Raw genomic sequence first — 20,172 nt, 5'->3', positions numbered from 1 at the left:
TCCCCTCGTGCTTGTCGTCGTCATCCGCGCACTTCCCGACCGGTGAGGTCGAGGAAGACGTCCTCGAGACGGCGCTGGTCAACCTGCAGTTCGGTGGCGAGGACGTCCATCTCCGCGCACCAGGTGGTGACGGCGACCAGGGTGGCCGGCTCGATGGTGCCCTCGACGACGTAGGAGCCGGGGGAGACCTCGCGGGGGGTGTAGCCGGCGGGCAGCGCGGCGTGCAGTCCGCCGAGGTCCAGCCGTTCGGGCGCGGTGAAGCGCAGGTGCCCGTCGGCGCCGTGCCGGGTCAGTTCGCTGGGGGTGCCCTCCGCGACGATCCGGCCGTGGTCGACGATCACCAGCCGGTCTGCCAGCGCCTCGGCCTCGTCCATCAGGTGCGTCGTGAGCAGGACCGCGACGCCGTCGCGGCGCAGCGCGTCGATCAGTTCCCACACCATCAGCCGCGCCTGCGCGTCGAGGCCCGCGGTCGGCTCGTCCAGGAACACCAGTTCGGGGCGACTGACAAGCGCGCACGCCAGCGCGAGCCGCTGCTGCTGGCCGCCGGAGAGCCGCCGGTAGGGGGTGCGCGCGGCGTCGGTCAGCCCGAGGGTGCGCAGCAGCCAGTCCGGGTCGAGCGGATCGGCGGAGTAGGAGGCGACCAGTCGGAGCATCTCGCCCGCCTTCGACCCCGGGTACGCGCCGCCGCCCTGCAGCATGACGCCGATCCGGGCCCGGACCTGGCCGGAGTCGGCGACCGGGTCGAGGCCGAAGACGCGGACGGTGCCGCGGTCGGGGGCGGTGAAGCCCTCGCACATCTCGACGGTGGTGGTCTTGCCCGCCCCGTTCGGGCCGAGCAGGGCCAGCACTTGGCCGCGGTCCAGGGACAGCGACAGGCCGTCGACGGCGGTCACGTCGCCGAAGGACTTCACCACGCCGTCGAGGCGGAGAACAGGTTGCGCCGTGCCGGACGCGGGAGAGCTCACGGGGTCCCAGCGTAGGCGGCAGCCGAACCGTCCTCGGCCGGTGCCCCGTCCCGGACCCGCCAGGGCAGGCGATGACGCGTGAGGAAGATGAGCAGCCCGACCACGAGAATGGTGGACACGGCGGCCTGCACGATGATGAACGGCTGGTACTCGCCGCCGTTGGGCATCACCATCAGGCTGACCACCGACGAGAACGCGACGGCCGGGATGCGGAACCCGGGACGGGTCGCCCACGCGGCCAGCGGGATCACCGCCCACAGCAGGTACCAGGGCTGCACGACAGGGAACAGCAGCACCAGCACACCGAGGGACACGCCGAGCGCGCCGACCGGGTGCAGTCGGCCGACGAGTACCGCGACCAGCATCCGCAGCGCGACGAACGCCGCCGCCAGGGAGGCGATCGGGCGGGTCAGGCTCAGCACGGCGGTGGTGTGGTCGCCGAGGCCGAGCAGCACCCCGGCCAGGCCGGTCCCGAGGCCGAGCAGCGTGGGCAGCGACATCCAGCTCCGCACCTCGTTGGCGGTGCCGAGGGTGTCCGGGGAGAGCCAGCCGAAGCCGAGTCCGCTGGCCAGGCTCACGGCGAGGATGACCGCCACGGTGACCGCGAGGAGCAGCGCGGCCGCCGCCAGGACCGAGCGCGCCGTGGCCCCCCAGCGGCGCGCCAGGGCCATGCCGACGAAGCCGAGGGCCAGCAGCGACGGGATCTTCACCGTCGCGGACACCCCGATGAGTGCGGTCCCCGCCAGCAGATACGTCAGGTTGCGGCCGCGGATCGGGTCGGCGGACTCGACCGCCCGCAGCGCGATCTCCATGCCCGCGAGCATCAGCCCGAGCATCAGGGCCTCGTTGTGGATGCCCGCGACCAGGTGGAACAGCAGCAGCGGGTTGGCGGCGCCGAGCCAGAGGGCGGTCACGCTGGCGACCCCGCAGCGGCGGGCCAGCCGGGGCAGCGCCCACACGATCAGCGCCACGCCCGCCAGTGCCAGGAGCCGGTGCAGGAAGATGCCGGCGACGATGTTCTCGCCGGTCAGCCAGGTGATGCCCTTGCCGAGCCACAGGAACAGCGGGCCGTACGGGGCGGGGGTGTCTCGCCAGATGTTGGGCACCGTGCGGGTCAGGACGTGGTCGACGCCCAGGGCCTGTGCCGGTCCGATCGCGTACGGGTCGAGGCCGCGGGCGGCGATCTCGCTCTGCGCGAGGTAGGAGTAGACGTCCTTGCTGAACATCGGCGGCGCGACTGTGAGGGGAATCACCCACATCAGCAGCGTCCGGTCGAGTTGGGAGCGGGTCAGCCGCCGCGGGACGGCGCCGCCGCGGAAGCGGCCGACGGCGAACCGGCCGAGCAGCAGCCAGGCCAGCACCACCATGACGCTGCCGGTGATGGTGATGGTGAGCGCGACGCTGGGCATCCGGGCGGGCAGGCCGAGGATGCGCAGGCCCTGGACGGGGTTCTGTAGGACCGGTTGGGCGCCCGCGCCGAGCGCGCCGAGCGCCATGAGCAGGGCGCCCGTCGCGCCGAAGCGCCGGACGCCCGTCAGCTGGGCGGTCTCGCGGGCGTCGAGCCCCGGGGCCTCGGACTCGTCGCCGTGCAGGTGAGAGACGACAAATCGGTCACTCGGGCCGTCCAGGCCCACCGCCCGTCGTGCCAGTGCCACGGCGCGGTGGGCCCGGCTCGGGCCGTCCGGGCGCGCGACGAGGCCGCCGTTGCTGGTGGCACCGGAGTCCGGTGCGTCGTCGGTCTGTGGCACGGGGGCAGCCTAGCGGTGCGTTTGGCGTGCGGAATCAGGCGCGGCGGTGTAATGCAGGGCACCCTTGGTGGACCCTGCCCGGCAATTCCGTCACACTGGTGTTGTGAAATCGGCAGCGGCTCAGGTCTCTCGTGGCGAAGGCGCAGGTCATGTACCTGTTCCCGCATCGCCCGGTGCCGTCACGTCCGCTGCCGCGCCGCGCGCGGCGACGCTGAACCCCACGGCCGGCGCCCACGAGGGTCACACTCGCGCCGCGGTGGTGCAACTGCTGCTGCAGCGGGGCCCGATCACCGCGACGGAGATCGGCGCGGAACTGGGTCTGAGTGCGGCCGGGGTGCGTCGGCACCTCGAGGCACTGATCGAGACCGGTGAGGCGCGTTCGGCCCGGGCGGCGAGCTGGCAGCACAAGGGCCGCGGGCGCCCGGCGAAGCAGTTCCAGCTCACGGCCGCGGGCCGGTCCCGGCTGGGGCACTCGTACGACGACCTGGCCGGCGCCGCGATGCGTCAGCTCCGGGAGGTCGGCGGCGAGGCCGCGATCGTGGAGTTCGCCCGTCGCCGCGTGCAGACCATCGTCGCCGACATCGACCCGGCAGCGCACGACAGCGCCGAGGAGGTCGAGCAGACCGCGGACGCCATCGCGGACGCGTTCACCTCAGCCGGGTTCGCGGCCACCACCAGGCCGGTGGGCAACGGCGTGCAGATCTGCCAGCACCACTGCCCGGTCTCGCACGTCGCGTCCGAGTTCCCCGAACTGTGCGAGGCGGAGACGCAGGCGTTCGCCGAGCTGCTCGGCACCCACGTGCAACGGCTCGCGACCATCGCGAACGGGGACTGCGCCTGCACCACACACGTGCCGCTGGTGCCTCCGGCCGCGCTGCACCAGGAAGCGACATGACCCCACCGACGTTGATCTCGACCAGTTCGACCCCCGAAACCTCACCTCCGCCGGTACCCAGCCCGTACCGGTACGTACCAAGACTCCGGAAGGAGCTCGCATGACCGTCACACCAGACCAGGTGACAACCGAGGCGCCGCTCACGCAGGACGAGACGATTGCCTCGCTGGGCCATTACGGCTACGGCTGGTCGGACTCCGACGTCGCCGGTGCCAGCGCGCAGCGCGGGTTGTCCGAGGCCGTCGTGCGGGACATCTCCGCGAAGAAGAGCGAGCCCGAGTGGATGCTCGACATCCGGCTCAAGGCGCTCAAGACGTTCGACAAGAAGCCGATGCCGCACTGGGGTTCCAACCTCGAGGGCATCCACTTCGACAACATCAAGTACTTCGTGCGGTCCAGCGAGAAGCAGGCGGAGTCCTGGGAGGACCTGCCCGAGGACATCAAGAACACGTACGACCGGCTCGGCATCCCCGAGGCGGAGAAGCAGCGCCTGGTCGCCGGTGTCGCCGCGCAGTACGAGTCCGAGGTCGTCTACCACTCGATCCGTGAGGATCTCGAGCAGCAGGGCGTGATCTTCCTCGACACGGACACCGGGCTCAAGCAGCACCCGGAGCTGTTCAAGGAGTACTTCGGCTCCGTGATCCCCGCGGGCGACAACAAGTTCTCCGCGCTCAACACCGCGGTGTGGTCGGGCGGCTCCTTCATCTACGTGCCGCCGGGCGTGCACGTCGACATCCCGCTGCAGGCCTACTTCCGGATCAACACCGAGAACATGGGCCAGTTCGAGCGCACCCTGATCATCGTCGACGAGGGCGCCTCGGTGCACTACGTCGAGGGCTGCACCGCGCCGATCTACAAGTCCGACTCGCTGCACTCCGCGGTCGTCGAGATCATCGTCAAGAAGGGCGGCCACTGCCGCTACACGACCATCCAGAACTGGTCGAACAACGTCTACAACCTGGTGACCAAGCGCACCAAGGTGGACGCCGGCGGCTCGATGGAGTGGGTCGACGGCAACATCGGGTCCAAGGTCACCATGAAGTACCCGGCCGTGTGGATGATGGGCGAGCACGCCCGCGGCGAGGTCCTCTCGGTCGCCTTCGCGGGCGAGGGCCAGCACCAGGACACCGGCGCGAAGATGCTGCACCTGGCGCCGTACACCTCCTCGACCATCGTCAGCAAGTCGGTGGCCCGCGGCGGCGGACGCGCGTCCTACCGCGGACTGGTCCAGGTCAACAAGGGTGCGCACGGGTCGAAGTCGACCGTCAAGTGCGACGCCCTGTTGGTCGACCAGATCAGCCGCTCCGACACCTACCCCTACGTCGACATCCGCGAGGACGACGTGTCGATGGGTCACGAGGCGACCGTCTCGAAGGTCAGCGAAGACCAGTTGTTCTACCTGATGAGCCGCGGCCTCACCGAGGACGAGGCCATGGCCATGGTGGTGCGCGGGTTCGTCGAGCCCATCGCCAAGGAGCTGCCGATGGAATACGCCCTCGAGCTCAACCGCCTGATCGAACTGCAGATGGAAGGGGCCGTGGGTTAGTGGCCAACGCAAACGAGGCGACGACCGGGGTCAAGGCCGCCGTCGCCGGTGAGAACATCGTGCCCGCCACCAACGCGCAGGCGGTGCCTGCCACGAACAAGGGCGAGGTGTTCACGTCGTACGACGTCAACGCTTTCGAGGTCCCTGCGGGACGCGACGAGGCGTGGCGCTTCACGCCGCTGCGCCGGCTGCGCGGCCTGCACGACGGCACCGCGGTCCGCTCCGGCGCCGCGACCGTCGAGGTCCAGGCGGTCGAGGGCGTCAGCGTCGAGACCGTCGGCCGTGACGATGCTCGTCTCGGTCAGGCCGGTGTACCCGCCGACCGCGTCGCCGCGCAGGCGTACTCCGGCTTCGAGTCGGCCACGGTGATCACCGTGGCCAAGGAGCATGAGGTCGCCGACGCCGTCAACATCGTGGTGACCGGGCCCGGCGTGGACAAGGTGGCCTACGGCCACATCCAGGTTCGGCTCGAGGCGTTCGCGAAGGCCACCGTCGTGCTGGACCAGCGCGGCAGCGGCACCTACGCCGAGAACGTGGAGTTCATCGTCGGCGACAGCGCCAAGCTGACCGTGGTCGCGGTGCAGGACTGGGCCGACGACGCCGTGCACGTCGCGGCGCACCACTCGCGGCTCGGCCGGGACTCGGTGCTGCGGTACACCTCGGTGTCCCTCGGCGGCGACCTGGTCCGGCTCACCCCGACCGTCAAGTACGACGGTCCCGGCGGCGACGCCGAACTGCTCGGCCTGTACTTCGCCGACGCCGGCCAGTTCTTCGAGCAGCGGCTGCTGGTGGACCACTCGGCGCCGCACTGCAAGTCGAACGTCGTCTACAAGGGCGCGCTGCAGGGCGACCCGCACTCCGGCAAGCCTGACGCGCACACCGTGTGGGTCGGCGACGTGCTGATCCGCGCGTCGGCCGAGGGCACCGACACCTTCGAGCTGAACCGGAACCTGGTGCTCACCGACGGCGCCCGCGCCGACTCGGTGCCGAACCTGGAGATCGAGACCGGCGAGATCGTCGGCGCCGGACACGCCAGTGCCACCGGACGTTTCGACGACGAGCAGCTGTTCTACCTGCGGTCGCGGGGTATCCCGGAGGACCAGGCCCGGCGCCTGGTGGTCCGTGGCTTCTTCCACGAGATCATCGACCGCATCGCCGTCCCCGAGGTGCGCGAGCGCCTCGAAGCCGCCATCGAGGTCGAGCTCGCCGCGGTCGGCGTCTGAGACCGCCGCCACCACACTTCTCAAAGGACTTTATTCAATGACTGAAACGACCAACGTCGAAGCGGCCACCACCGGAACCTCGGTTCTGGAAATCAAGGACCTGCACGTCAACGTCGCCACCACCGACGAGAACGCCGAGCCGATCAACATCCTCAAGGGCGTGAACCTCACGATCCGCTCGGGTGAGACGCACGCCATCATGGGCCCCAACGGCTCCGGCAAGTCCACCCTCTCGTACGCGATCGCCGGCCACCCCAAGTACGTGGTGACCTCGGGTTCGATCACGCTCGACGGCGAGGACGTCCTCTCGATGAGCGTCGACGAGCGGGCCCGCGCCGGCCTGTTCCTGGCCATGCAGTACCCCGTCGAGGTGCCCGGCGTCTCGATGTCGAACTTCCTGCGCAGCGCCGCCACCGCGGTCCGCGGCGAGGCCCCGAAGCTGCGGCACTGGGTCAAGGAGGTCAAGGGCGCGCTGACCGAGCTCGAGATCGACCCGTCGTTCAGCGAGCGCAGCGTCAACGAGGGCTTCTCCGGCGGCGAGAAGAAGCGTCACGAGATCCTGCAGCTGGGCCTGCTCAAGCCGAAGATCGCGATCCTCGACGAGACCGACTCGGGCCTCGACGTCGACGCGCTGCGCGTCGTCTCCGAGGGTGTCAACCGCTACAAGGAGCGCGAGCACGGCGGCGTGCTGCTGATCACGCACTACACCCGCATCCTGCGCTACATCACCCCCGAGTTCGTGCACGTCTTCGTGGGTGGCCAGATCGTCGAGTCCGGCGGCGCCGAGCTCGCCGACGAACTCGAGGAGAACGGCTACGTGCGGTTCACCCAGGCAGCAGCGGGAGCGTAACGACCATGACCGCGACGGTGGGGCAACTCGACATCACCAGGATCCGGGCCGACTTCCCGATCCTGGCCCGCACGGTGCGGGACGGGAAACCGTTGGTGTACCTGGATTCCGGCGCGACCTCGCAGCGGCCGGTCCAGGTGCTCGACGCCGAGCGTGAGTTCCTCACCACCTGCAACGCGGCGGTCCACCGGGGCGCGCACCAGCTGGCCGAGGAGGCGACCGACGCCTACGAGGACGCCCGGACCGCCATCGCGGCGTTCGTGGGCGCGGACGCCGACGAGCTCGCGTTCACCAAGAACGCGACCGAGGCCCTGAACCTGGTCACCTACGTCTTCGGCGACGAGCGCTTCGATCGGCACGTCGGGCCGGGCGACGAGATCGTGATCACCGAGCTCGAGCACCACGCGAACCTGGTGCCGTGGCAGGAGCTGGCCCGGCGTACCGGTGCCACCCTGCGCTGGTACGGGGTGACCGACGACGGCCGCATCGACCTGGACTCGCTCGAGCTGACCGACAAGGTGAAGGTCGTCGCGTTCACCCACCAGTCGAACGTGACCGGGGCGGTGGCACCGGTGGCGGAGCTGGTGCGGCGGGCACGGGCGGTCGGCGCACTGGTGGTGCTCGACGCGTGCCAGTCGGTGCCGCACATGCCGGTCGACTTCCACGCGCTCGACGTCGACTTCGCGGCGTTCTCCGGGCACAAGATGCTCGGGCCGTCCGGCGTGGGCGTGCTCTACGGCAAGCGGGCGGTGCTCGCTGACATGCCGCCGTTCATCACCGGCGGGTCGATGATCGAGACGGTGACCATGGAGGCGACCACGTACGCGGCGCCGCCGCAGCGGTTCGAGGCCGGCGTGCCGATGACCTCGCAGGTGGTGGCGCTCGGCGCGGCCGTGCACTACCTGAACGAGCTGGGCATGGACGCGGTCGCGGCGCACGAGCACGAGCTCACGGTGCTGGCGCTCGAGCAGCTGTCGGCGATCGACGGCGTCCGGATCGTCGGGCCGGCGACGGGCGAGGACCGGGGCGGCGCGGTGTCGTTCCTGGTCGACGGGATCCATGCCCACGACCTCGGACAGATCCTCGACGACGAGGGCATCGCGATCCGCGTCGGCCACCACTGCGCGTGGCCGCTGCACCGCCGGCTCGGGATCGCCGCCACCGCCCGCGCGTCGTTCGCGGTCTACAACACCGCCGACGAGGTGTACGCGCTGGCCGCGGGCATCCGGCGTGCGCAGGAGTTCTTCGGTGTCAGTGTGGCGGCGCAGCCCGTCGTCGACGAGCCGGAGACCACACCGATCGACGGGGCGTCCTAGTCATGCGGATGGAACAGATGTACCAGGAAGTGATCCTGGACCACTACAAGCACCCGCACGGGCGCGGACTGCGTGAGCCGTTCGGCGCCGAGGTGCACCACGTCAACCCGACCTGTGGTGACGAGATCACCCTGCGGGTGGCACTGACCGACGACGGCCGGGTGGCCGACGTGTCGTACGACGGTCAGGGCTGCTCGATCAGCCAGGCCGCGACCTCGGTGCTCACCGACCAGGTGGTGGGCATGGCGGTCGGCGACGCGCTGGCCACCGTCGACGCGTTCGGCGAGATGATCACCAGCCGCGGTGCGATCGAGGGCGACGAGGACGTGCTCGGCGACGGCATCGCGTTCGCGGGCGTCTCGAAGTACCCGGCCCGGGTGAAGTGCGCGTTGCTCGGTTGGATGGCGTTCAAGGACGCCGTGGTTCAGATTGTCGACAGCAGCGAAAATTTTGCCGGTACCGCGGTGCCGGCTCAGACCGGAGGACACGCATCATGACCGAAACCCAGGCTTCCGAGGCGCAGGCCTCCGAGACGCCGGCCGCGGAGGAGCCGACCCCGCCGACCCCCGAGCAGCAGCTGTTCCTCGACGACCTCGAGGAGGCCATGCGCGACGTCGTCGACCCCGAGCTGGGCATCAACGTCGTGGACCTCGGCCTGGTCTACGGCATCTCGGTCGACGACGACAACGTGGCGACGGTCGACATGACGCTGACCTCGGCCGCGTGCCCCCTGACCGACGTCATCGAGGAGCAGGCCCGCGGCGCGCTGGTCAAGAGCGGCCTCGTCGAGGACCTCAAGCTCAACTGGGTGTGGCTGCCGCCGTGGGGCCCGGACAAGATCACCGAGGACGGCCGCGAGCAGCTGCGCGCGCTGGGGTTCACGGTCTAGCGACGCGTTCTTGCCGAACGGGAATTCGCGGCTCGTATTCGCAAGAAGACGAGCACCGAGTTCCCGTTCTGCGTATCGGAGGTCAGCAGCAGGTCGGATCCCACATCAGACCGGTGAGACCGAACTGCTTCAGCGCGCCGTTGATGAAGTCGCCGATCGGGTCTGCCGCTTTGACCTGAATGTTGTTGACGGTCGTCGCATAGTGAGCTCCGCAGGTGATGTCGACGGAGTGGGTTCCTGGTGCCAGATTTCTGAAGGTCGTCGACCCGACGCCGTTACCAGGGACGTTGAGTCCGAAATCGTCGCCCTCGGGGGTGACCTTTGCCCTGCATGACGCGTTGGTACCCGTCGTGCTCGTCAGCGTGACCAGAATCCTTTCAGGTCCACCTACGGCTGTGGGGTTGGTCAGGTGGGCTCCCTGTGCAACTCCAGACCCGGTAACGATCAGTGCGGGTACCGCCATGGCCACTGACGCCACGCGGATTGCTCTGTTCATGGTGTGCTCCTGCGCTGGTATCGAGCTCGAAATGTCAGCAGCAGGTCGGATCGGTCACGAACATCGTGAGGCCGACCTGCTTGAGGAATCCGTTGACGAGGTCGCCGAACGGGTCGGCCGCCTTGACCTCCACGGTCGCGGGCGAGCGTCCCATGCCGCCGCCGCAGTCAAATGTCACGGCGTGAGTGCCTGCGGTTACGTTCCGGAAGGTGACGGATCCCGGCGCATCCACGGTCGCGTCATAGTGCTGATTCGGGCCGCTGTCGACTCTCGCCATGCAATGAGAGGTACCTCCCGGCGTCGACCGATCGGTGGTGACGAGGACCCGGGTCGGCCCACCCGTCACGGTGGTCGTGAGATGACTACTCGCCTGGGCCGGCCCGACGCCGACGACCAACGCGATCGGGACGATCGCAACGGTGGACATCGTGGTGCCCAGAATTGATTTGAACATGAGGAGTACCCCGCGTTCGATTCGATCAGCCCGGATTGGCTGAGGGGCATTTCGATCGTCCCACCGCCCCGAACGGATCAAAAGGGGAACGAAGGTTCGACAACCAGGGCGAACGCTGTGCTCGCCACCCGCTGGGCCGGCGGCCGGCAGGTGAGCGTCACGGCTGAGTCGGGAGGATCCGGCCGACTCAGCCGGTCTTGCGGACCCGGGCGCGTTTGGTCTTGGGCTCCTCGCGCTCTTCGCCGGCCTGCTTGCCCGACTTCGCCGCGTCCACGCTGCGCTGCAGGGCCGCGACCAGGTCCACCACCTCGGCGTCCGCCTCGTGCGCGGCCGCCGCCGGGTGCGTGACCTTCTGGCCGCCGTTCGCGATCGCCTCGTCGAGCATCTTTTGCAGCTGGATCTGGTACTCGTCGGTGTAGGTCTCCGGGGCGAAGTCCTCCGACATCGACTCCACCAGCGACTTCGCCATCGTCAGCTCCTTGCCGGACGGCTCCGACGCGTCCTCGAGCGACCCGAACTCCGTCTCCCGCACCTCGTCGGGCCACAGCAGCGTCTGGATCAGCAGCACCCCGTCGCGCACCCGCAGCGCGGCCAGCCGGGTGCGCTGGCGCAGGGTGAAGTGCACCAGGGCGGTGCGGTCGCTCTCCTCGAGCGTCGACGCCAGCAGCACGTAGGCCTTCGGCGAGGCCGAGTCCGGTTCGAGGAAGTAGCTCTTCTCGAACAGGATCGGGTCGATCTGCTCGGACGGCACGAACTGCAGCACCGGGATCTCGTGCTTCTCCGCGGCGGGCAGCTTGTCGAAGTCGTCGTCGGTGAGGATCACCTGGGCGCCGTCCTCGGAGGTGTACGCCTTGTCGATGTCGGCGAACTGGATCACCTGGCCGCACTCGGAGCAGACGCGGTTGTACTTGATCCGGCCGCCGTCCTTGCCGTGGACCTGGTGAAACCTGATGTCGTGGTCTTCGGTCGCGGTGTAGACCTTCACCGGGACGTTCACCAGACCGAACGCGATGGAGCCTTTCCAAATTGACCGCATGGAACCATGATGGTCCACACTGTGGGATCAGGCCAGGCGAACGGACCAGGGCGGCGGTAGATGGAGCACGACGTCGAGGTGGTGGTCGAGGGCCGACGCGTGTCCCTGACCAACCTGGACAAGGTGCTCTACCCGGAGGCCGGGACCACCAAGGCGGAAGTGCTGCAGTACTTCACCACGGTCGGACCGCTCATGCTGCCGCTGCTCGCCGGCCGGCCGGTGACCCGCAAACGCTGGCCCGACGGCACCTCGGCGACCCCGTTCTTCCAGAAGAACGTCGACAGCGCGACGCCGTCGTGGGTGCCGCGGACGGTGATGCGGCACTCGTCGAAGACGATCACCTACCCGGTGGTCGACTCACTGGCGGCGCTGGTCTACTTCGCCCAGTCCGGCTCGCTCGAGTTCCACGTCCCGCAGTGGCGCTTCGACGCGGCCGGGCAGCCGCGGGACCCCGACCGGTTGGTCATCGACCTGGACCCGGGCCCCGGGGTGAGCCTCGACGAGTGCGCCGAGGTGGCACTGCGGGTGCGCGACCGCCTCGGCTCGCGGGGGCTGGACGCCCTGCCGGTGACCAGCGGCAGCAAGGGAATTCACCTGTACGCCGGGCTGGGGCGCGGCTGGCCGGCGACGCGCTGCGTGGAGGTCGCCAAGCAGATCGCCGTCGAGTTGGAGCGGGAGACGCCGAAATCGGTGACCGCCACGATGACCCGGTCCGAACGGGCGGGCAAGGTGTTCGTCGACTGGAGCCAGAACTCGGCATCCAAGACCACGGTGTCGCCGTACTCGCTGCGTGGGACGGCGTTGCCGACGGTGGCCGCGCCCCGGACCTGGGACGAGCTGGCCCGGACCGGGCTGCGGCAGCTGGACTTCCGGGAGCTGCTCGAGCGCGTCGAGGCGGGCGAGGCCGACGCGACGGTGCCGCAGCCGAGCGCGCCCGACGCGCCCGTGCGACGCCGGGGTTCCGCGGCGGACGCGGCGCCGATGCTGGCGTCGGCCACCACACCGGAGGAGTTCGGGCCCCGCGCGGACCCGGACCAGTGGGCGTTCGAGTTCAAGCTCGACGGCATCCGGGCGCTGGTCGAATTCGACCACGACACCCGGTCGGGCGGGTCAACCGTGCGACTGGTCAGCCGCAACGGGGTGGACCTGACGCCCGGCTACCCCGAACTGCTCGCCGTACCCGAAGGGCTGCACGGGCATTCGGGGATGCTGGACGGGGAGATCGTGGCGTTCGGCGACGACGGCGCGCCGAGTTTCGGGCACCTGCAGCGGCGGATGGGTCTGACGAAGCCGGGGGAGGCGCGCGCCGCCGCGCAACGGGACCCGGTGGTGCTGCTGGTCTTCGACGTGCTGCAACTGGACGGCACCTCGTTGCGGGCCAAGACCTACCGGGACCGGCGCACCGTCCTCGACGCGATCCGGCTCGGCGCCGGCGACCGGTGGCGGGTGCCGCCGCTGGCGCCGCCGGACCTCGGCGAGGCGCTGGCGAGCAGCCGGGAGCAGCGGATGGAGGGCGTGGTGGCCAAGCGCTGGGACTCCACCTACCGCTCCGGGCGGTCGCCGTCGTGGCTCAAGCTCAAGCACGTTCACGAGCGCGAGGTGGTGATCGGCGGCTGGCAGCCGGGGGAGGGCGGCCGGTCCGGCGGCATCGGCTCGCTGCTGCTGGGCGTGCCCGACGGCGCCGGCGCGCTGCGCTACCTCGGAAGGGTGGGCAGCGGGCTCACCGGCGCGGCGTTGGCCCGGCTGACGGAGGCCTTCGGGGAGCTGGCCTCGCCGGCGTCGCCGTTCGGGTCGTCCGTGCCCGCGGCCGACGCGCGGACCGCGCACTGGGTTCGGCCGGAACTCGTTGCGGAGGTGCGGTACTCGGAGCTGACCGAGGACGGCCGGTTGCGGCACCCGGTGTGGCGTGGGCTGCGGCCGGACAAGAGCCCCGACGAGGTCGCGGAGCAGTGGTGACGCTGCATTCGGCCCTCCTTGAACCGTGCGGTCGGTGGCAGGTGAGCGTGTCGACAGCCGGTCGGGTCGGTGGGCAGTAAACGGGTTGGACGGGATTCGGGAGCTTGATAGCGTGTGCGAGACCGTGACATCACGCGAGGAGGTGGGACCCATGAACGCAACAACCATGTGGGTGCTCCCACTCGTGTCCACGGTTCGGCGATTGACGTAGGTGTCGCCGGGAGCGCCTCGCTAACAAGGCAATCCCGAAAGGCAACACCATGCATTTCACCTCTGAGACATCGTCGAACGGTGTCATCGAACGTAATTTCACCCTGGATGAGATCACCGGCGTGCTCTGGTCGCCCACATCCGGAACCGTCGAAGCACCGCTGCTGCTGTCGGGGCATTCCGGCGGCATGCACAAGAAGGCGCCGGGGCTGGTAGCCAGTGCACTCCACGGCGTGGCCACCTGTGGGTTCACCGTCGCCGCCATCGACGCGCCCGGTCATGGTGACCGGCCGCGAAACCCTCAGGATCAACGGTGGGCCGAGGCGATCCGTCGGGCCCGGGCGGCGCGCGAGCCGATCGCCCCGATCGTCATCGACTACAACATGTCGCTGGCGGAGCGTGCGGTGCCGGAATGGCAGGCGACCCTGGACGCCCTGCAGGCGCTGCCCGAGATCGGCGCCGAAGCGCCGATCGGCTACGGCGGCGTGTCGTTGGGTGTCGTGACCGGGCTGATGTTGGCGGCGGTCGAATCCCGGATCGCTGCCGTGAGCTTCGGTGGGGTTTTCGTGAACGACGCTCTGATCGAGGCGGCAGGAAAGCTCACCCTCCCGGTCGAGTACCGGATTCCGTGGGACGACGAGGAAATCGACCGCGCATCCGGGGTCGCGTTGTTCGAGGCCTTCGCTTCGAAGGAGAAGACATTGCACGCCTACTCGGGCAGGCACTACCCGGTGCCCGAGTACCAGCGCGACAGCTCGGCTCGGTTCTTCGCCCGCCACCTCGGTCGGGCCGCCGACACGGCTTCGGACTGACGTGAACAGGTATCAGTGTCCGGCCCCGTGCCGGACGCCGATACCGCCACTTCCACCTGCCGGTCCGTCCGCTGTCAGTCGACCGTGATCGGCCGGGCTCCGGTGGCGAGGAAGACGATCCGTTCGGCGACGTCGACGGTGTGCTGCGCGAACCGCTGGTAGAGGCCGGCGAGCAGTGCGAGGTCCACCGTGCCGGTGGCGCCCTGCCAGGACTCGCCGGCAACCGCCCCGGTCGACTGAGCGCGCAGTTCGTCCATCCTGTCGTTGTCGCCGCGGGTCCGGGTGAGCAGCGACAGGTCCGGTTCGGTCAGGGCGTGGCGAACCCGGTCGGCCATGGCGCTCGAGAGCGCCCCCATCTCGGCGAAGTGGCTGCCCGTTTCGGGAGGGACGACGCGGTCGGGGAAGCGTCGGCGGCCGGCGTCGGCCACCTGTCCGGCCAGCCCGCCCATTCCGGCCAGGTCGCCGCTGATCCGGATGGCGGAGACGAGCATTCGACGGTTGGCCGCCGCGGGCGCGTGCAGCGCGAGCATGGAATGCGCCCGGTCCTCGCAACCGCGGCGGAGCACCCGGACCTGTGCGCCGAGGGCGATGGTCTGCTCGGCTGCGATCGGTGCCACCTCGAGCAGTGCCGTGGTGGCGTCGGCCATCGACCGGCCCGCGAGTCCGGCGAGCTCGCCGAGCATGACCGTCAGATCGGCGAGTTGACCGTGAAAACCGCTCCTCACGCGCGCTGCCCGGTCCCGGCCGTGGCGCTCACTGCGCCGGCCGGGTCCCGCTCCGTGCCTCGGGTCCGGTGTCCTCGCGGTCGAACATGGCCGCGATACGAAACTTGATCTCCGCGGTGCTGATCGCCGTGCCGGACGTTGTCGTTCGGACGGAGGCCGGCGCTGTCACGGATGTAGGCATTGTGACCTTCCTGTTCGGGCGAGAGATTGTCGGTCCTGAGTGTGTCATGCCGTCACAGTCTGTTGTGAGCGGGATCACAAACTGTGTCGGCCGTACCGTTGTACACCATCTTGCATCGCTGCTGCCAGTTTGGTCCGCAGTGTGGGATGAGCACGCGGCGGCGCTCTCGACCGATCCTGCGGGAGCGGCCATTTCGGTGCGGGCGAGTGTGTGTCCGGGGTGGGCTGCGATGTGCATTTCGGCCGTCGGCGGCCCGCCCGGGGATCTTGACAGGTTCCTGTCGAAATGACAGCATGTTGTCATGACAACTCGTGAGGTTCTTGTAGCTGTGTACGACGGTCTCGCCGACTGGGAGATCGGATATGTCACCGCGGGCCTGAACAACCCGGCCTTCCAGCGCGCGCCGGGCACCTTCCGCGTCCGCACCGTCGCCGAGACGGCGGGCGAGGTGACCACCATGGGCGGCCTGCGGGTCGCGCCCGAACTCACCCTTGACCAGGCCGACGTCCAGGGGGCCGCGCTGCTGGTGCTCCCCGGCGCCGACTCCTGGCTCGAGGGCGGCCATCCGGGATTCGCGGACGCCGCGACCGCGAGGCTCGCGGCCGGCGGCGCCGTCGCCGCGATCTGCGGTGCGACAGTGGGCCTGGCCGGTGCCGGCCTGCTCGACGACCGCGACCACACCGGAAACGCGCCCGAGCAGCTCGCGATGGCCGCCGGCTACGCCGGGCAGGGCCGCTTCCGGCCCGACCGCGCGGTCCTCGACCGCGGCCTGGTCACGGCCGGTGGGGCAAGCCCGCTCGAGTTCGCGCGCGAGGTGTTCAGGGTGCTCGACGCCTACGAGCCCGACGTCCTCGAGGCCTGGTACCAGCTCTACGCCACCGGCGACCCGCAGTGGTTCGGCGCGCTCATGGCGGCGGTGGGGGAGTGAACACTGCGCCGGCACGCACGCCCGCCGGCGATGCGCTCACCGACATCATCATGCGGACGTTCGCGCTCAACGGGGCATTCCTGCGGGCGTCGGAGCACATCGCGCGGCCCGCGGGCCTGACGCCCACCCGGTGGCAGGTGCTCGGGGCGGTGCTCCACGACCCACTCACGGTGTCCGGGATCGCCCGGGCGATGGGGATCACGCGGCAGAGCGTCCAGCGCACCGCCGATGTGCTCGTCGAGGAGGGGCTGGCGGAGTACCTGCCCAACCCCGCGCACCAGCGCGCCAAGCTCGTCCGGCCCAGCGAGACGGGCTGGGCGGCGATCCGGGAGATGACCGCGGCGCAGCACGTATTCACCAACCGCGTCTCGGCGCATTTCACGGAGGAGGAGCTGCGGCAGACACTCGAGGTGATGAACAGGCTTGTTGCGGTGCTGGACTCGGACGAACGGGCCTGACGCCGCGAACGTGCTTGGCGCAAACCGTCGTTCGACCGCATCCGAACGCATGTGCGTGCGGTGGTGTCGGTACGGGTTGCTAGGTTGGGGTCCTCTCCGCGCGGCCCGCCCCGGGCGTGGTCCGCTGGTCGACTTCCCCGAAAGGCCTTCGCTTCTATGGTGATGGGTGCTACCCATGCAGTCTCCGGTGCCGTCCTCGGCCTTGCCGTCGCGCAGGTGCTGCCGCCCGACTGGGGTGGCCCGACGTCCACGGCCGAGGCGTTCACGTTCGCGGGGGTGTGCGCGGGGGCCGCCCTGTTGCCGGACCTCGACACCAACCAGTCGACGGTCGCCCGGTCGTTCGGCCCCGCCAGCAAGGCGCTCGCCGGCGGCATCGACGAGGCCTCGCTGTGGTTCTACCGGCTCACCCGCGGTCGCAAGGACCCCAAGCGCCGGGGCGGGCACCGAACCCTCACGCACACAGCACTGTTCGCGATCAGCCTGGCCTTCGGCGTCTCCGCCCTGGTCGTCAAGTTCGGCCAGCCGGCGATCGTCGGGACCCTGTTCGTCACCCTCGGGTTGGCGCTGCGCGGGCTCGCCGGCGGCTGGGCGGCGAAGTACGGCTGGCTGGCGGTCACCGCGGTCGCGGCCGGACTGTCGATGCTGGTCTGGAACTGGTATCCCGACGAGGTCGGGTCCCGGGCGCTCGGCGTCGCGGTGGGCCTCGGCTGCGCGGTGCACTGCCTCGGCGACGCCATCACGAAGGAGGGCGTGCCGTTCCTGGCGCCGTTCGTGCCGTGGCGCGGCCGGCGCTGGTGGGAACTGCGGCTGCCGTCGATGCTCTCCATCCGGGCGGGTGGCACCTTCGAGCGTGCGGTGCTCGGCCCGGTGCTCACGCTGGCCGCGGTGGGCCTGGTGCTGTGGGCACTTCAGGGCGTCCCGGAGGCCCTCACCGATGCGCTGGGGGAGATCCGCGGCAAGAGCTGAACCGCACTCCGGTGTCGATGACGGCGGTGGCGGCTCGGGCTCAGAGTTTGTCGGCGAGGACGTCGAGGTAGCTGATCTCCGGTGGCGTGGAGAAGAGTTCGTCCGCGCGAGCGCCGAGCGCCTGCGCGACCGGCCCTTCCAGATGCGCCTCGCGGTTGGCCTCGTCCGGGAATGCGTCGATGATGCCGAACGACGACGGCCCGAACCGGACGGCGAACCAGGGTTTCGTGCCGGGCTCCTGCTCGACGAGCGGCAGGGCCGACAGCAGGAACTCCTCGACCGAGCCTTCCTTGCCGGGCCTGGCCTCTAGTCGAACCAGCAATGCCTTGGTGGCCATGGGGTGATCCCCTCTTCGGTGGAGTGGGCAGGCTCCAGCATCACACCTTCGGAAGGTCGAGGGAAGAAGTCGGAGTCCGCGCGGTGTGGTGTGGGCCGGCAGCCGAGGGTCCCGCGACGCTCAGGCCCGTCGCACCTCAGTCCTTCCGCACCGACCGGACCAGGGTCCGCCGGACCGGCCCCGGCGCCCGCCGGAACAGCGCCCACATGGCGCCGGCCACCGCCAGCGGGTCGTCGCGCCCGGACAGGTAGGCGTGCTGGCGGCCGGGGTCCAGGGCGAAGAACGCCTCGAAGAACCCGGCGGTCGCCTCCGGCTCGAGCCGCAGCAGCGACCGCAGTCCCACCTCGCGCAGCGCCCGGACGGCGCGCGCGCGGGCCGGCCACAGCGCCGCGTCGGGGTCCCGGCCCTCGGCGACGGCCCGCGCGACCACGTCGGCGGCGCCCAACGACGCCGCCACGCTGTACCCCGTGCCGGGATGGACCAGCCCGCCGCGGGCGCCGAAACCGGGCGCTCCTTGTCCCGGCCGCCCGGGCCGCGGCGCCTGCACCGGGAACCGCACCCGCTCCTGCACAGCATCGACGGGCGGCTCGACCCCCCGCGACCGCAGCCTCGTCTCGAGGCGGCCGCGCAACACCCCCAACGAGAGGCCGGGCCGGCCCACCAGGCACGTCTCCTCGAGCAGCACCCGGTCGGTGCCCAGCGGCACCGCGTAGAGGAACGACGGCGGGGCGTCCGCCGCGGCGCCGTTGTCCGGTCGCCAGTCCATGAACCAGGCGGGTCCGCCGCCGAGGGCGGGCGCCGCCGCGGCGGCGTCCACGACCACCCCGTACGCGGTCTGCTCGGCGAGCGCGGGACCCGGGTGCAGGCCGCGGGCGTCGAGCACCCGGGTGGCCCGGACCTCGGTGCCGTCACGCAGCGTCACCGCGTGCGCGGTCACGGTCGCCGCCGTGCCCGCGAGTACCCGCGTCCCGCCGAGGTCCAGGGCGGCGCGCAGGGCCTCGTTGTCGAGCACGCAGTAGGGCCGGTCGAGGGTGTGTTCCCGTCTCGCCCACACCCGTGGCCGGTCCACCCGGGCCCGGACCACGCTCGGCCCCAGCCATGCGGGCAGTTCGTCGAGCCACGCGGCGTAGGTGGGCGTCCAGGGCCGGGCCGGACGGGGGTCGACCGCGACCACGTCCAGCCCGGCGGCGGCGGCCCGGTGCGCGAGGGCGCGCCCGGCCGGCCCGAGTCCGACCACCGCGAGGTCGGCCCGCATCAGCGGCCGCCCGCGGCGTCGTCCGGTCGGCCGTCGAGGCCGCGGACCGGGAATTGGCGCATGGCCGTGTCCTACAGCGAGCCCGTCGCCAGCAGTCCGCCGTCCACCCGGATCGTGTCGCCGGTGATCCAGGCCGCCGCGTCGGAGACCAGGAACGCGACCAGGCCGGCCACGTCCTCGGGCGTGCCGAGCCGCTTCATCGGGTACATCGCCGCCGTCTGCTCCTCGCCGCCGGCGACGAGCGCCTCCGCGAACTTGGTCTTGACGACACCGGGGGCGACGGCGTTGACCCGGATCGACGGACCCAGCTGCCAGGCCAGTTCCTCGGTGAGCCGGATGAGGGCCGCCTTCGAGGCGCCGTACGCGGCGATGGCACCGGTCGAACGCAGGCCCGCGACGCTGGCGAGGTTCACCACCGCGCCGCCGTGCTCGCCCATCCACGCCTTGTGCGCCTGCTGGATGAAGCCCAGGGCGGCCACCACGTTGACGTCGAAGATCTTGCGGACCGCGTCGAGGTCCGCCTCCATCAGCGACCCGAAGACCGGGTTGATGCCGGTGTTGTTGACCAGGATGTCCAGGGAACCGAGTTCGGCGACCGTGCGGGTGACGGCCTCGGCGCGGGCGTCGGCGTCACCGGCGTTCCCGGCGATGGGCAGCACCACGGCGCCCTCGCGGCCGGCCCGCAGCGCGCGGGCGGCCTCCTCGAGCGGTTCGGGCTTGCGCGCGGTGATCGCCACCTTCGCGCCGCGGGCGAGAAACTCGGCCGCGATGGCCATGCCGATGCCGCGGCTCGCGCCCGTCACCAGCGCGGTACGTCCTGCCAGATCCTGGATTTCGCTCATGTCACCGCACGTTAGCGGACTCACTTCGGTGGTGGCGGGAGGCGGTCGTAAACTCCGGTAAACTCGGCAGGCGTGATTACCGCC

At 70.5% G+C, this 20,172-nt stretch carries 22 protein-coding genes; 12 read left to right on the top strand and 10 right to left on the bottom strand.

The window, feature by feature from the left end:
- Positions 1-20: 20 nt before the first annotated feature.
- Both RT2_RS22970 and mptB read right to left on the bottom strand, forming a co-directional pair.
- Entirely contained in the window at positions 21-965 is a 945-nt protein-coding gene (locus RT2_RS22970) for an ABC transporter ATP-binding protein (protein ID WP_072847127.1), read from the bottom strand.
- Positions 962-2,713, bottom strand: a complete 1,752-nt coding sequence (mptB, locus tag RT2_RS22965) for a polyprenol phosphomannose-dependent alpha 1,6 mannosyltransferase MptB (protein WP_083577565.1) — start codon at positions 2,711-2,713, stop codon at positions 962-964. Before mptB ends, RT2_RS22970 begins: the two co-directional genes overlap by 4 nt.
- 67 nt (positions 2,714-2,780) lie before the next feature.
- Between mptB and RT2_RS22960 the strand changes: the two genes are divergently transcribed.
- The 7 genes from RT2_RS22960 to RT2_RS22930 all read left to right on the top strand — a co-directional run bounded on the left by RT2_RS22960 (position 2,781) and on the right by RT2_RS22930 (position 9,432).
- Positions 2,781-3,608 (top strand): helix-turn-helix transcriptional regulator, encoded by an 828-nt coding sequence (locus RT2_RS22960; protein ID WP_072847126.1) that lies wholly within the window; start codon positions 2,781-2,783, stop codon positions 3,606-3,608.
- A 100-nt stretch (positions 3,609-3,708) separates the two neighbouring features.
- Positions 3,709-5,154 carry a Fe-S cluster assembly protein SufB gene (gene sufB / locus RT2_RS22955; protein WP_072847125.1) on the top strand — a complete coding sequence of 482 codons (1,446 nt, stop codon included), beginning with the start codon at positions 3,709-3,711 and terminating at the stop codon, positions 5,152-5,154.
- Positions 5,154-6,377, top strand: coding sequence for a Fe-S cluster assembly protein SufD (sufD, locus tag RT2_RS22950; RefSeq protein WP_072847124.1), 1,224 nt, complete (start codon positions 5,154-5,156; stop codon positions 6,375-6,377). The genes sufB and sufD overlap by 1 nt, the downstream gene beginning before the upstream one ends.
- A gap of 37 nt (positions 6,378-6,414) precedes the next feature.
- Complete coding sequence (gene sufC, locus RT2_RS22945) at positions 6,415-7,227, top strand: Fe-S cluster assembly ATPase SufC (protein WP_072847123.1); 813 nt, start codon at positions 6,415-6,417, stop codon at positions 7,225-7,227.
- Between the two features lie 5 nt (positions 7,228-7,232).
- Positions 7,233-8,543, top strand: a complete 1,311-nt coding sequence (locus tag RT2_RS22940; protein ID WP_072847122.1) for a cysteine desulfurase — start codon at positions 7,233-7,235, stop codon at positions 8,541-8,543.
- Between the two features lie 2 nt (positions 8,544-8,545).
- Complete coding sequence (gene sufU / locus RT2_RS22935; RefSeq protein ID WP_072847121.1) at positions 8,546-9,040, top strand: Fe-S cluster assembly sulfur transfer protein SufU; 495 nt, start codon at positions 8,546-8,548, stop codon at positions 9,038-9,040.
- Entirely contained in the window at positions 9,037-9,432 is a 396-nt protein-coding gene (locus RT2_RS22930; RefSeq protein ID WP_072847120.1) for a metal-sulfur cluster assembly factor, read from the top strand. Before sufU ends, RT2_RS22930 begins: the two co-directional genes overlap by 4 nt.
- Positions 9,433-9,514: 82 nt before the next feature.
- On the opposite strand, the gene RT2_RS25665 is transcribed toward RT2_RS22930, so the two are convergent.
- The 3 genes from RT2_RS25665 to ku all read right to left on the bottom strand — a co-directional run bounded on the left by RT2_RS25665 (position 9,515) and on the right by ku (position 11,418).
- A complete protein-coding gene (locus RT2_RS25665; protein ID WP_139191329.1) occupies positions 9,515-9,928 on the bottom strand; it encodes a hypothetical protein in 414 nt (137 codons plus the stop codon).
- A 34-nt stretch (positions 9,929-9,962) separates the two neighbouring features.
- A complete protein-coding gene (locus RT2_RS26085) occupies positions 9,963-10,106 on the bottom strand; it encodes a hypothetical protein (RefSeq protein WP_169888522.1) in 144 nt (47 codons plus the stop codon).
- A 463-nt stretch (positions 10,107-10,569) separates the two neighbouring features.
- On the bottom strand, positions 10,570-11,418 hold the full coding sequence (ku, locus tag RT2_RS22920) for a non-homologous end joining protein Ku (RefSeq protein WP_072847118.1): 849 nt from the start codon (positions 11,416-11,418) through the stop codon (positions 10,570-10,572).
- A gap of 60 nt (positions 11,419-11,478) precedes the next feature.
- Between ku and ligD the strand changes: the two genes are divergently transcribed.
- Together ligD and RT2_RS22910 are read left to right on the top strand one after the other, a co-directional pair.
- Positions 11,479-13,374: a non-homologous end-joining DNA ligase gene (gene ligD, locus RT2_RS22915; RefSeq protein WP_072847117.1), complete on the top strand. Its 1,896-nt coding sequence runs from the start codon at positions 11,479-11,481 to the stop codon at positions 13,372-13,374.
- A 260-nt stretch (positions 13,375-13,634) separates the two neighbouring features.
- Complete coding sequence (locus tag RT2_RS22910; protein WP_072847116.1) at positions 13,635-14,396, top strand: dienelactone hydrolase family protein; 762 nt, start codon at positions 13,635-13,637, stop codon at positions 14,394-14,396.
- Positions 14,397-14,470: 74 nt separating this feature from the next.
- On the opposite strand, the gene RT2_RS22905 is transcribed toward RT2_RS22910, so the two are convergent.
- Together RT2_RS22905 and RT2_RS26080 are read right to left on the bottom strand one after the other, a co-directional pair.
- Entirely contained in the window at positions 14,471-15,121 is a 651-nt protein-coding gene (locus RT2_RS22905) for a phosphate signaling complex PhoU family protein (protein WP_072847115.1), read from the bottom strand.
- 28 nt (positions 15,122-15,149) lie between these two features.
- Positions 15,150-15,302 carry a hypothetical protein gene (locus tag RT2_RS26080; protein WP_169888520.1) on the bottom strand — a complete coding sequence of 51 codons (153 nt, stop codon included), beginning with the start codon at positions 15,300-15,302 and terminating at the stop codon, positions 15,150-15,152.
- Positions 15,303-15,603: 301 nt separating this feature from the next.
- Here RT2_RS26080 and RT2_RS22900 point away from each other — a divergent pair, with 301 nt between their 5' ends.
- The 3 genes from RT2_RS22900 to RT2_RS22890 all read left to right on the top strand — a co-directional run bounded on the left by RT2_RS22900 (position 15,604) and on the right by RT2_RS22890 (position 17,654).
- Positions 15,604-16,230: a DJ-1/PfpI family protein gene (locus RT2_RS22900; RefSeq protein WP_072847114.1), complete on the top strand. Its 627-nt coding sequence runs from the start codon at positions 15,604-15,606 to the stop codon at positions 16,228-16,230.
- 50 nt (positions 16,231-16,280) lie between these two features.
- Entirely contained in the window at positions 16,281-16,688 is a 408-nt protein-coding gene (locus tag RT2_RS22895) for a MarR family winged helix-turn-helix transcriptional regulator (protein ID WP_072847147.1), read from the top strand.
- Positions 16,689-16,844: 156 nt separating this feature from the next.
- Entirely contained in the window at positions 16,845-17,654 is an 810-nt protein-coding gene (locus RT2_RS22890; RefSeq protein ID WP_072847113.1) for a metal-dependent hydrolase, read from the top strand.
- A 40-nt stretch (positions 17,655-17,694) separates the two neighbouring features.
- Here RT2_RS22890 and RT2_RS22885 read toward each other — a convergent pair whose 3' ends face one another.
- The 3 genes from RT2_RS22885 to RT2_RS22875 form a co-directional block, all read right to left on the bottom strand.
- Complete coding sequence (locus RT2_RS22885) at positions 17,695-17,991, bottom strand: putative quinol monooxygenase (protein ID WP_072847112.1); 297 nt, start codon at positions 17,989-17,991, stop codon at positions 17,695-17,697.
- A gap of 136 nt (positions 17,992-18,127) precedes the next feature.
- Positions 18,128-19,246, bottom strand: coding sequence for a lycopene cyclase family protein (locus RT2_RS22880; RefSeq protein ID WP_072847111.1), 1,119 nt, complete (start codon positions 19,244-19,246; stop codon positions 18,128-18,130).
- A 71-nt stretch (positions 19,247-19,317) separates the two neighbouring features.
- The gene (locus RT2_RS22875; RefSeq protein ID WP_072847110.1) at positions 19,318-20,088 is read right to left on the bottom strand and encodes an SDR family oxidoreductase; all 771 of its coding nucleotides are present in this window, start codon (positions 20,086-20,088) and stop codon (positions 19,318-19,320) included.
- Between the last annotated feature and the right edge of the window lie 84 nt (positions 20,089-20,172).

The sequence above is a fragment of the Rhodococcus tukisamuensis NBRC 100609 genome, from assembly GCF_001894985.1.
Classification (GTDB): Bacteria; Actinomycetota; Actinomycetes; order Mycobacteriales; family Mycobacteriaceae; genus Rhodococcus_G; species Rhodococcus_G tukisamuensis.
This window is presented reverse-complemented; position numbering and strand designations above follow the sequence as displayed.

What these genes read in the sequence shown, in the direction of transcription:
- RT2_RS22930 (WP_072847120.1), top strand. Translation starts at nt 9,037, where the DNA reads ATGACCGAAACCCAGGCTTCCGAGGCGCAGGCCTCCGAGACGCCGGCC.
- RT2_RS22900 (WP_072847114.1), top strand. Translation starts at nt 15,604, where the DNA reads ATGACAACTCGTGAGGTTCTTGTAGCTGTGTACGACGGTCTCGCCGAC.
- sufU (WP_072847121.1), top strand. Translation starts at nt 8,546, where the DNA reads ATGCGGATGGAACAGATGTACCAGGAAGTGATCCTGGACCACTACAAG.
- ligD (WP_072847117.1), top strand. Translation starts at nt 11,479, where the DNA reads ATGGAGCACGACGTCGAGGTGGTGGTCGAGGGCCGACGCGTGTCCCTG.
- RT2_RS22910 (WP_072847116.1), top strand. Translation starts at nt 13,635, where the DNA reads ATGCATTTCACCTCTGAGACATCGTCGAACGGTGTCATCGAACGTAAT.
- RT2_RS22875 (WP_072847110.1), bottom strand. Translation starts at nt 20,088, where the DNA reads ATGAGCGAAATCCAGGATCTGGCAGGACGTACCGCGCTGGTGACGGGC.
- RT2_RS22895 (WP_072847147.1), top strand. Translation starts at nt 16,281, where the DNA reads ATGCGGACGTTCGCGCTCAACGGGGCATTCCTGCGGGCGTCGGAGCAC.
- RT2_RS26080 (WP_169888520.1), bottom strand. Translation starts at nt 15,302, where the DNA reads ATGCCTACATCCGTGACAGCGCCGGCCTCCGTCCGAACGACAACGTCC.
- RT2_RS22885 (WP_072847112.1), bottom strand. Translation starts at nt 17,991, where the DNA reads ATGGCCACCAAGGCATTGCTGGTTCGACTAGAGGCCAGGCCCGGCAAG.
- sufB (WP_072847125.1), top strand. Translation starts at nt 3,709, where the DNA reads ATGACCGTCACACCAGACCAGGTGACAACCGAGGCGCCGCTCACGCAG.
- RT2_RS22880 (WP_072847111.1), bottom strand. Translation starts at nt 19,246, where the DNA reads ATGCGGGCCGACCTCGCGGTGGTCGGACTCGGGCCGGCCGGGCGCGCC.
- RT2_RS25665 (WP_139191329.1), bottom strand. Translation starts at nt 9,928, where the DNA reads ATGAACAGAGCAATCCGCGTGGCGTCAGTGGCCATGGCGGTACCCGCA.
- ku (WP_072847118.1), bottom strand. Translation starts at nt 11,418, where the DNA reads ATGCGGTCAATTTGGAAAGGCTCCATCGCGTTCGGTCTGGTGAACGTC.
- sufC (WP_072847123.1), top strand. Translation starts at nt 6,415, where the DNA reads ATGACTGAAACGACCAACGTCGAAGCGGCCACCACCGGAACCTCGGTT.
- RT2_RS22940 (WP_072847122.1), top strand. Translation starts at nt 7,233, where the DNA reads ATGACCGCGACGGTGGGGCAACTCGACATCACCAGGATCCGGGCCGAC.
- RT2_RS22890 (WP_072847113.1), top strand. Translation starts at nt 16,845, where the DNA reads ATGGTGATGGGTGCTACCCATGCAGTCTCCGGTGCCGTCCTCGGCCTT.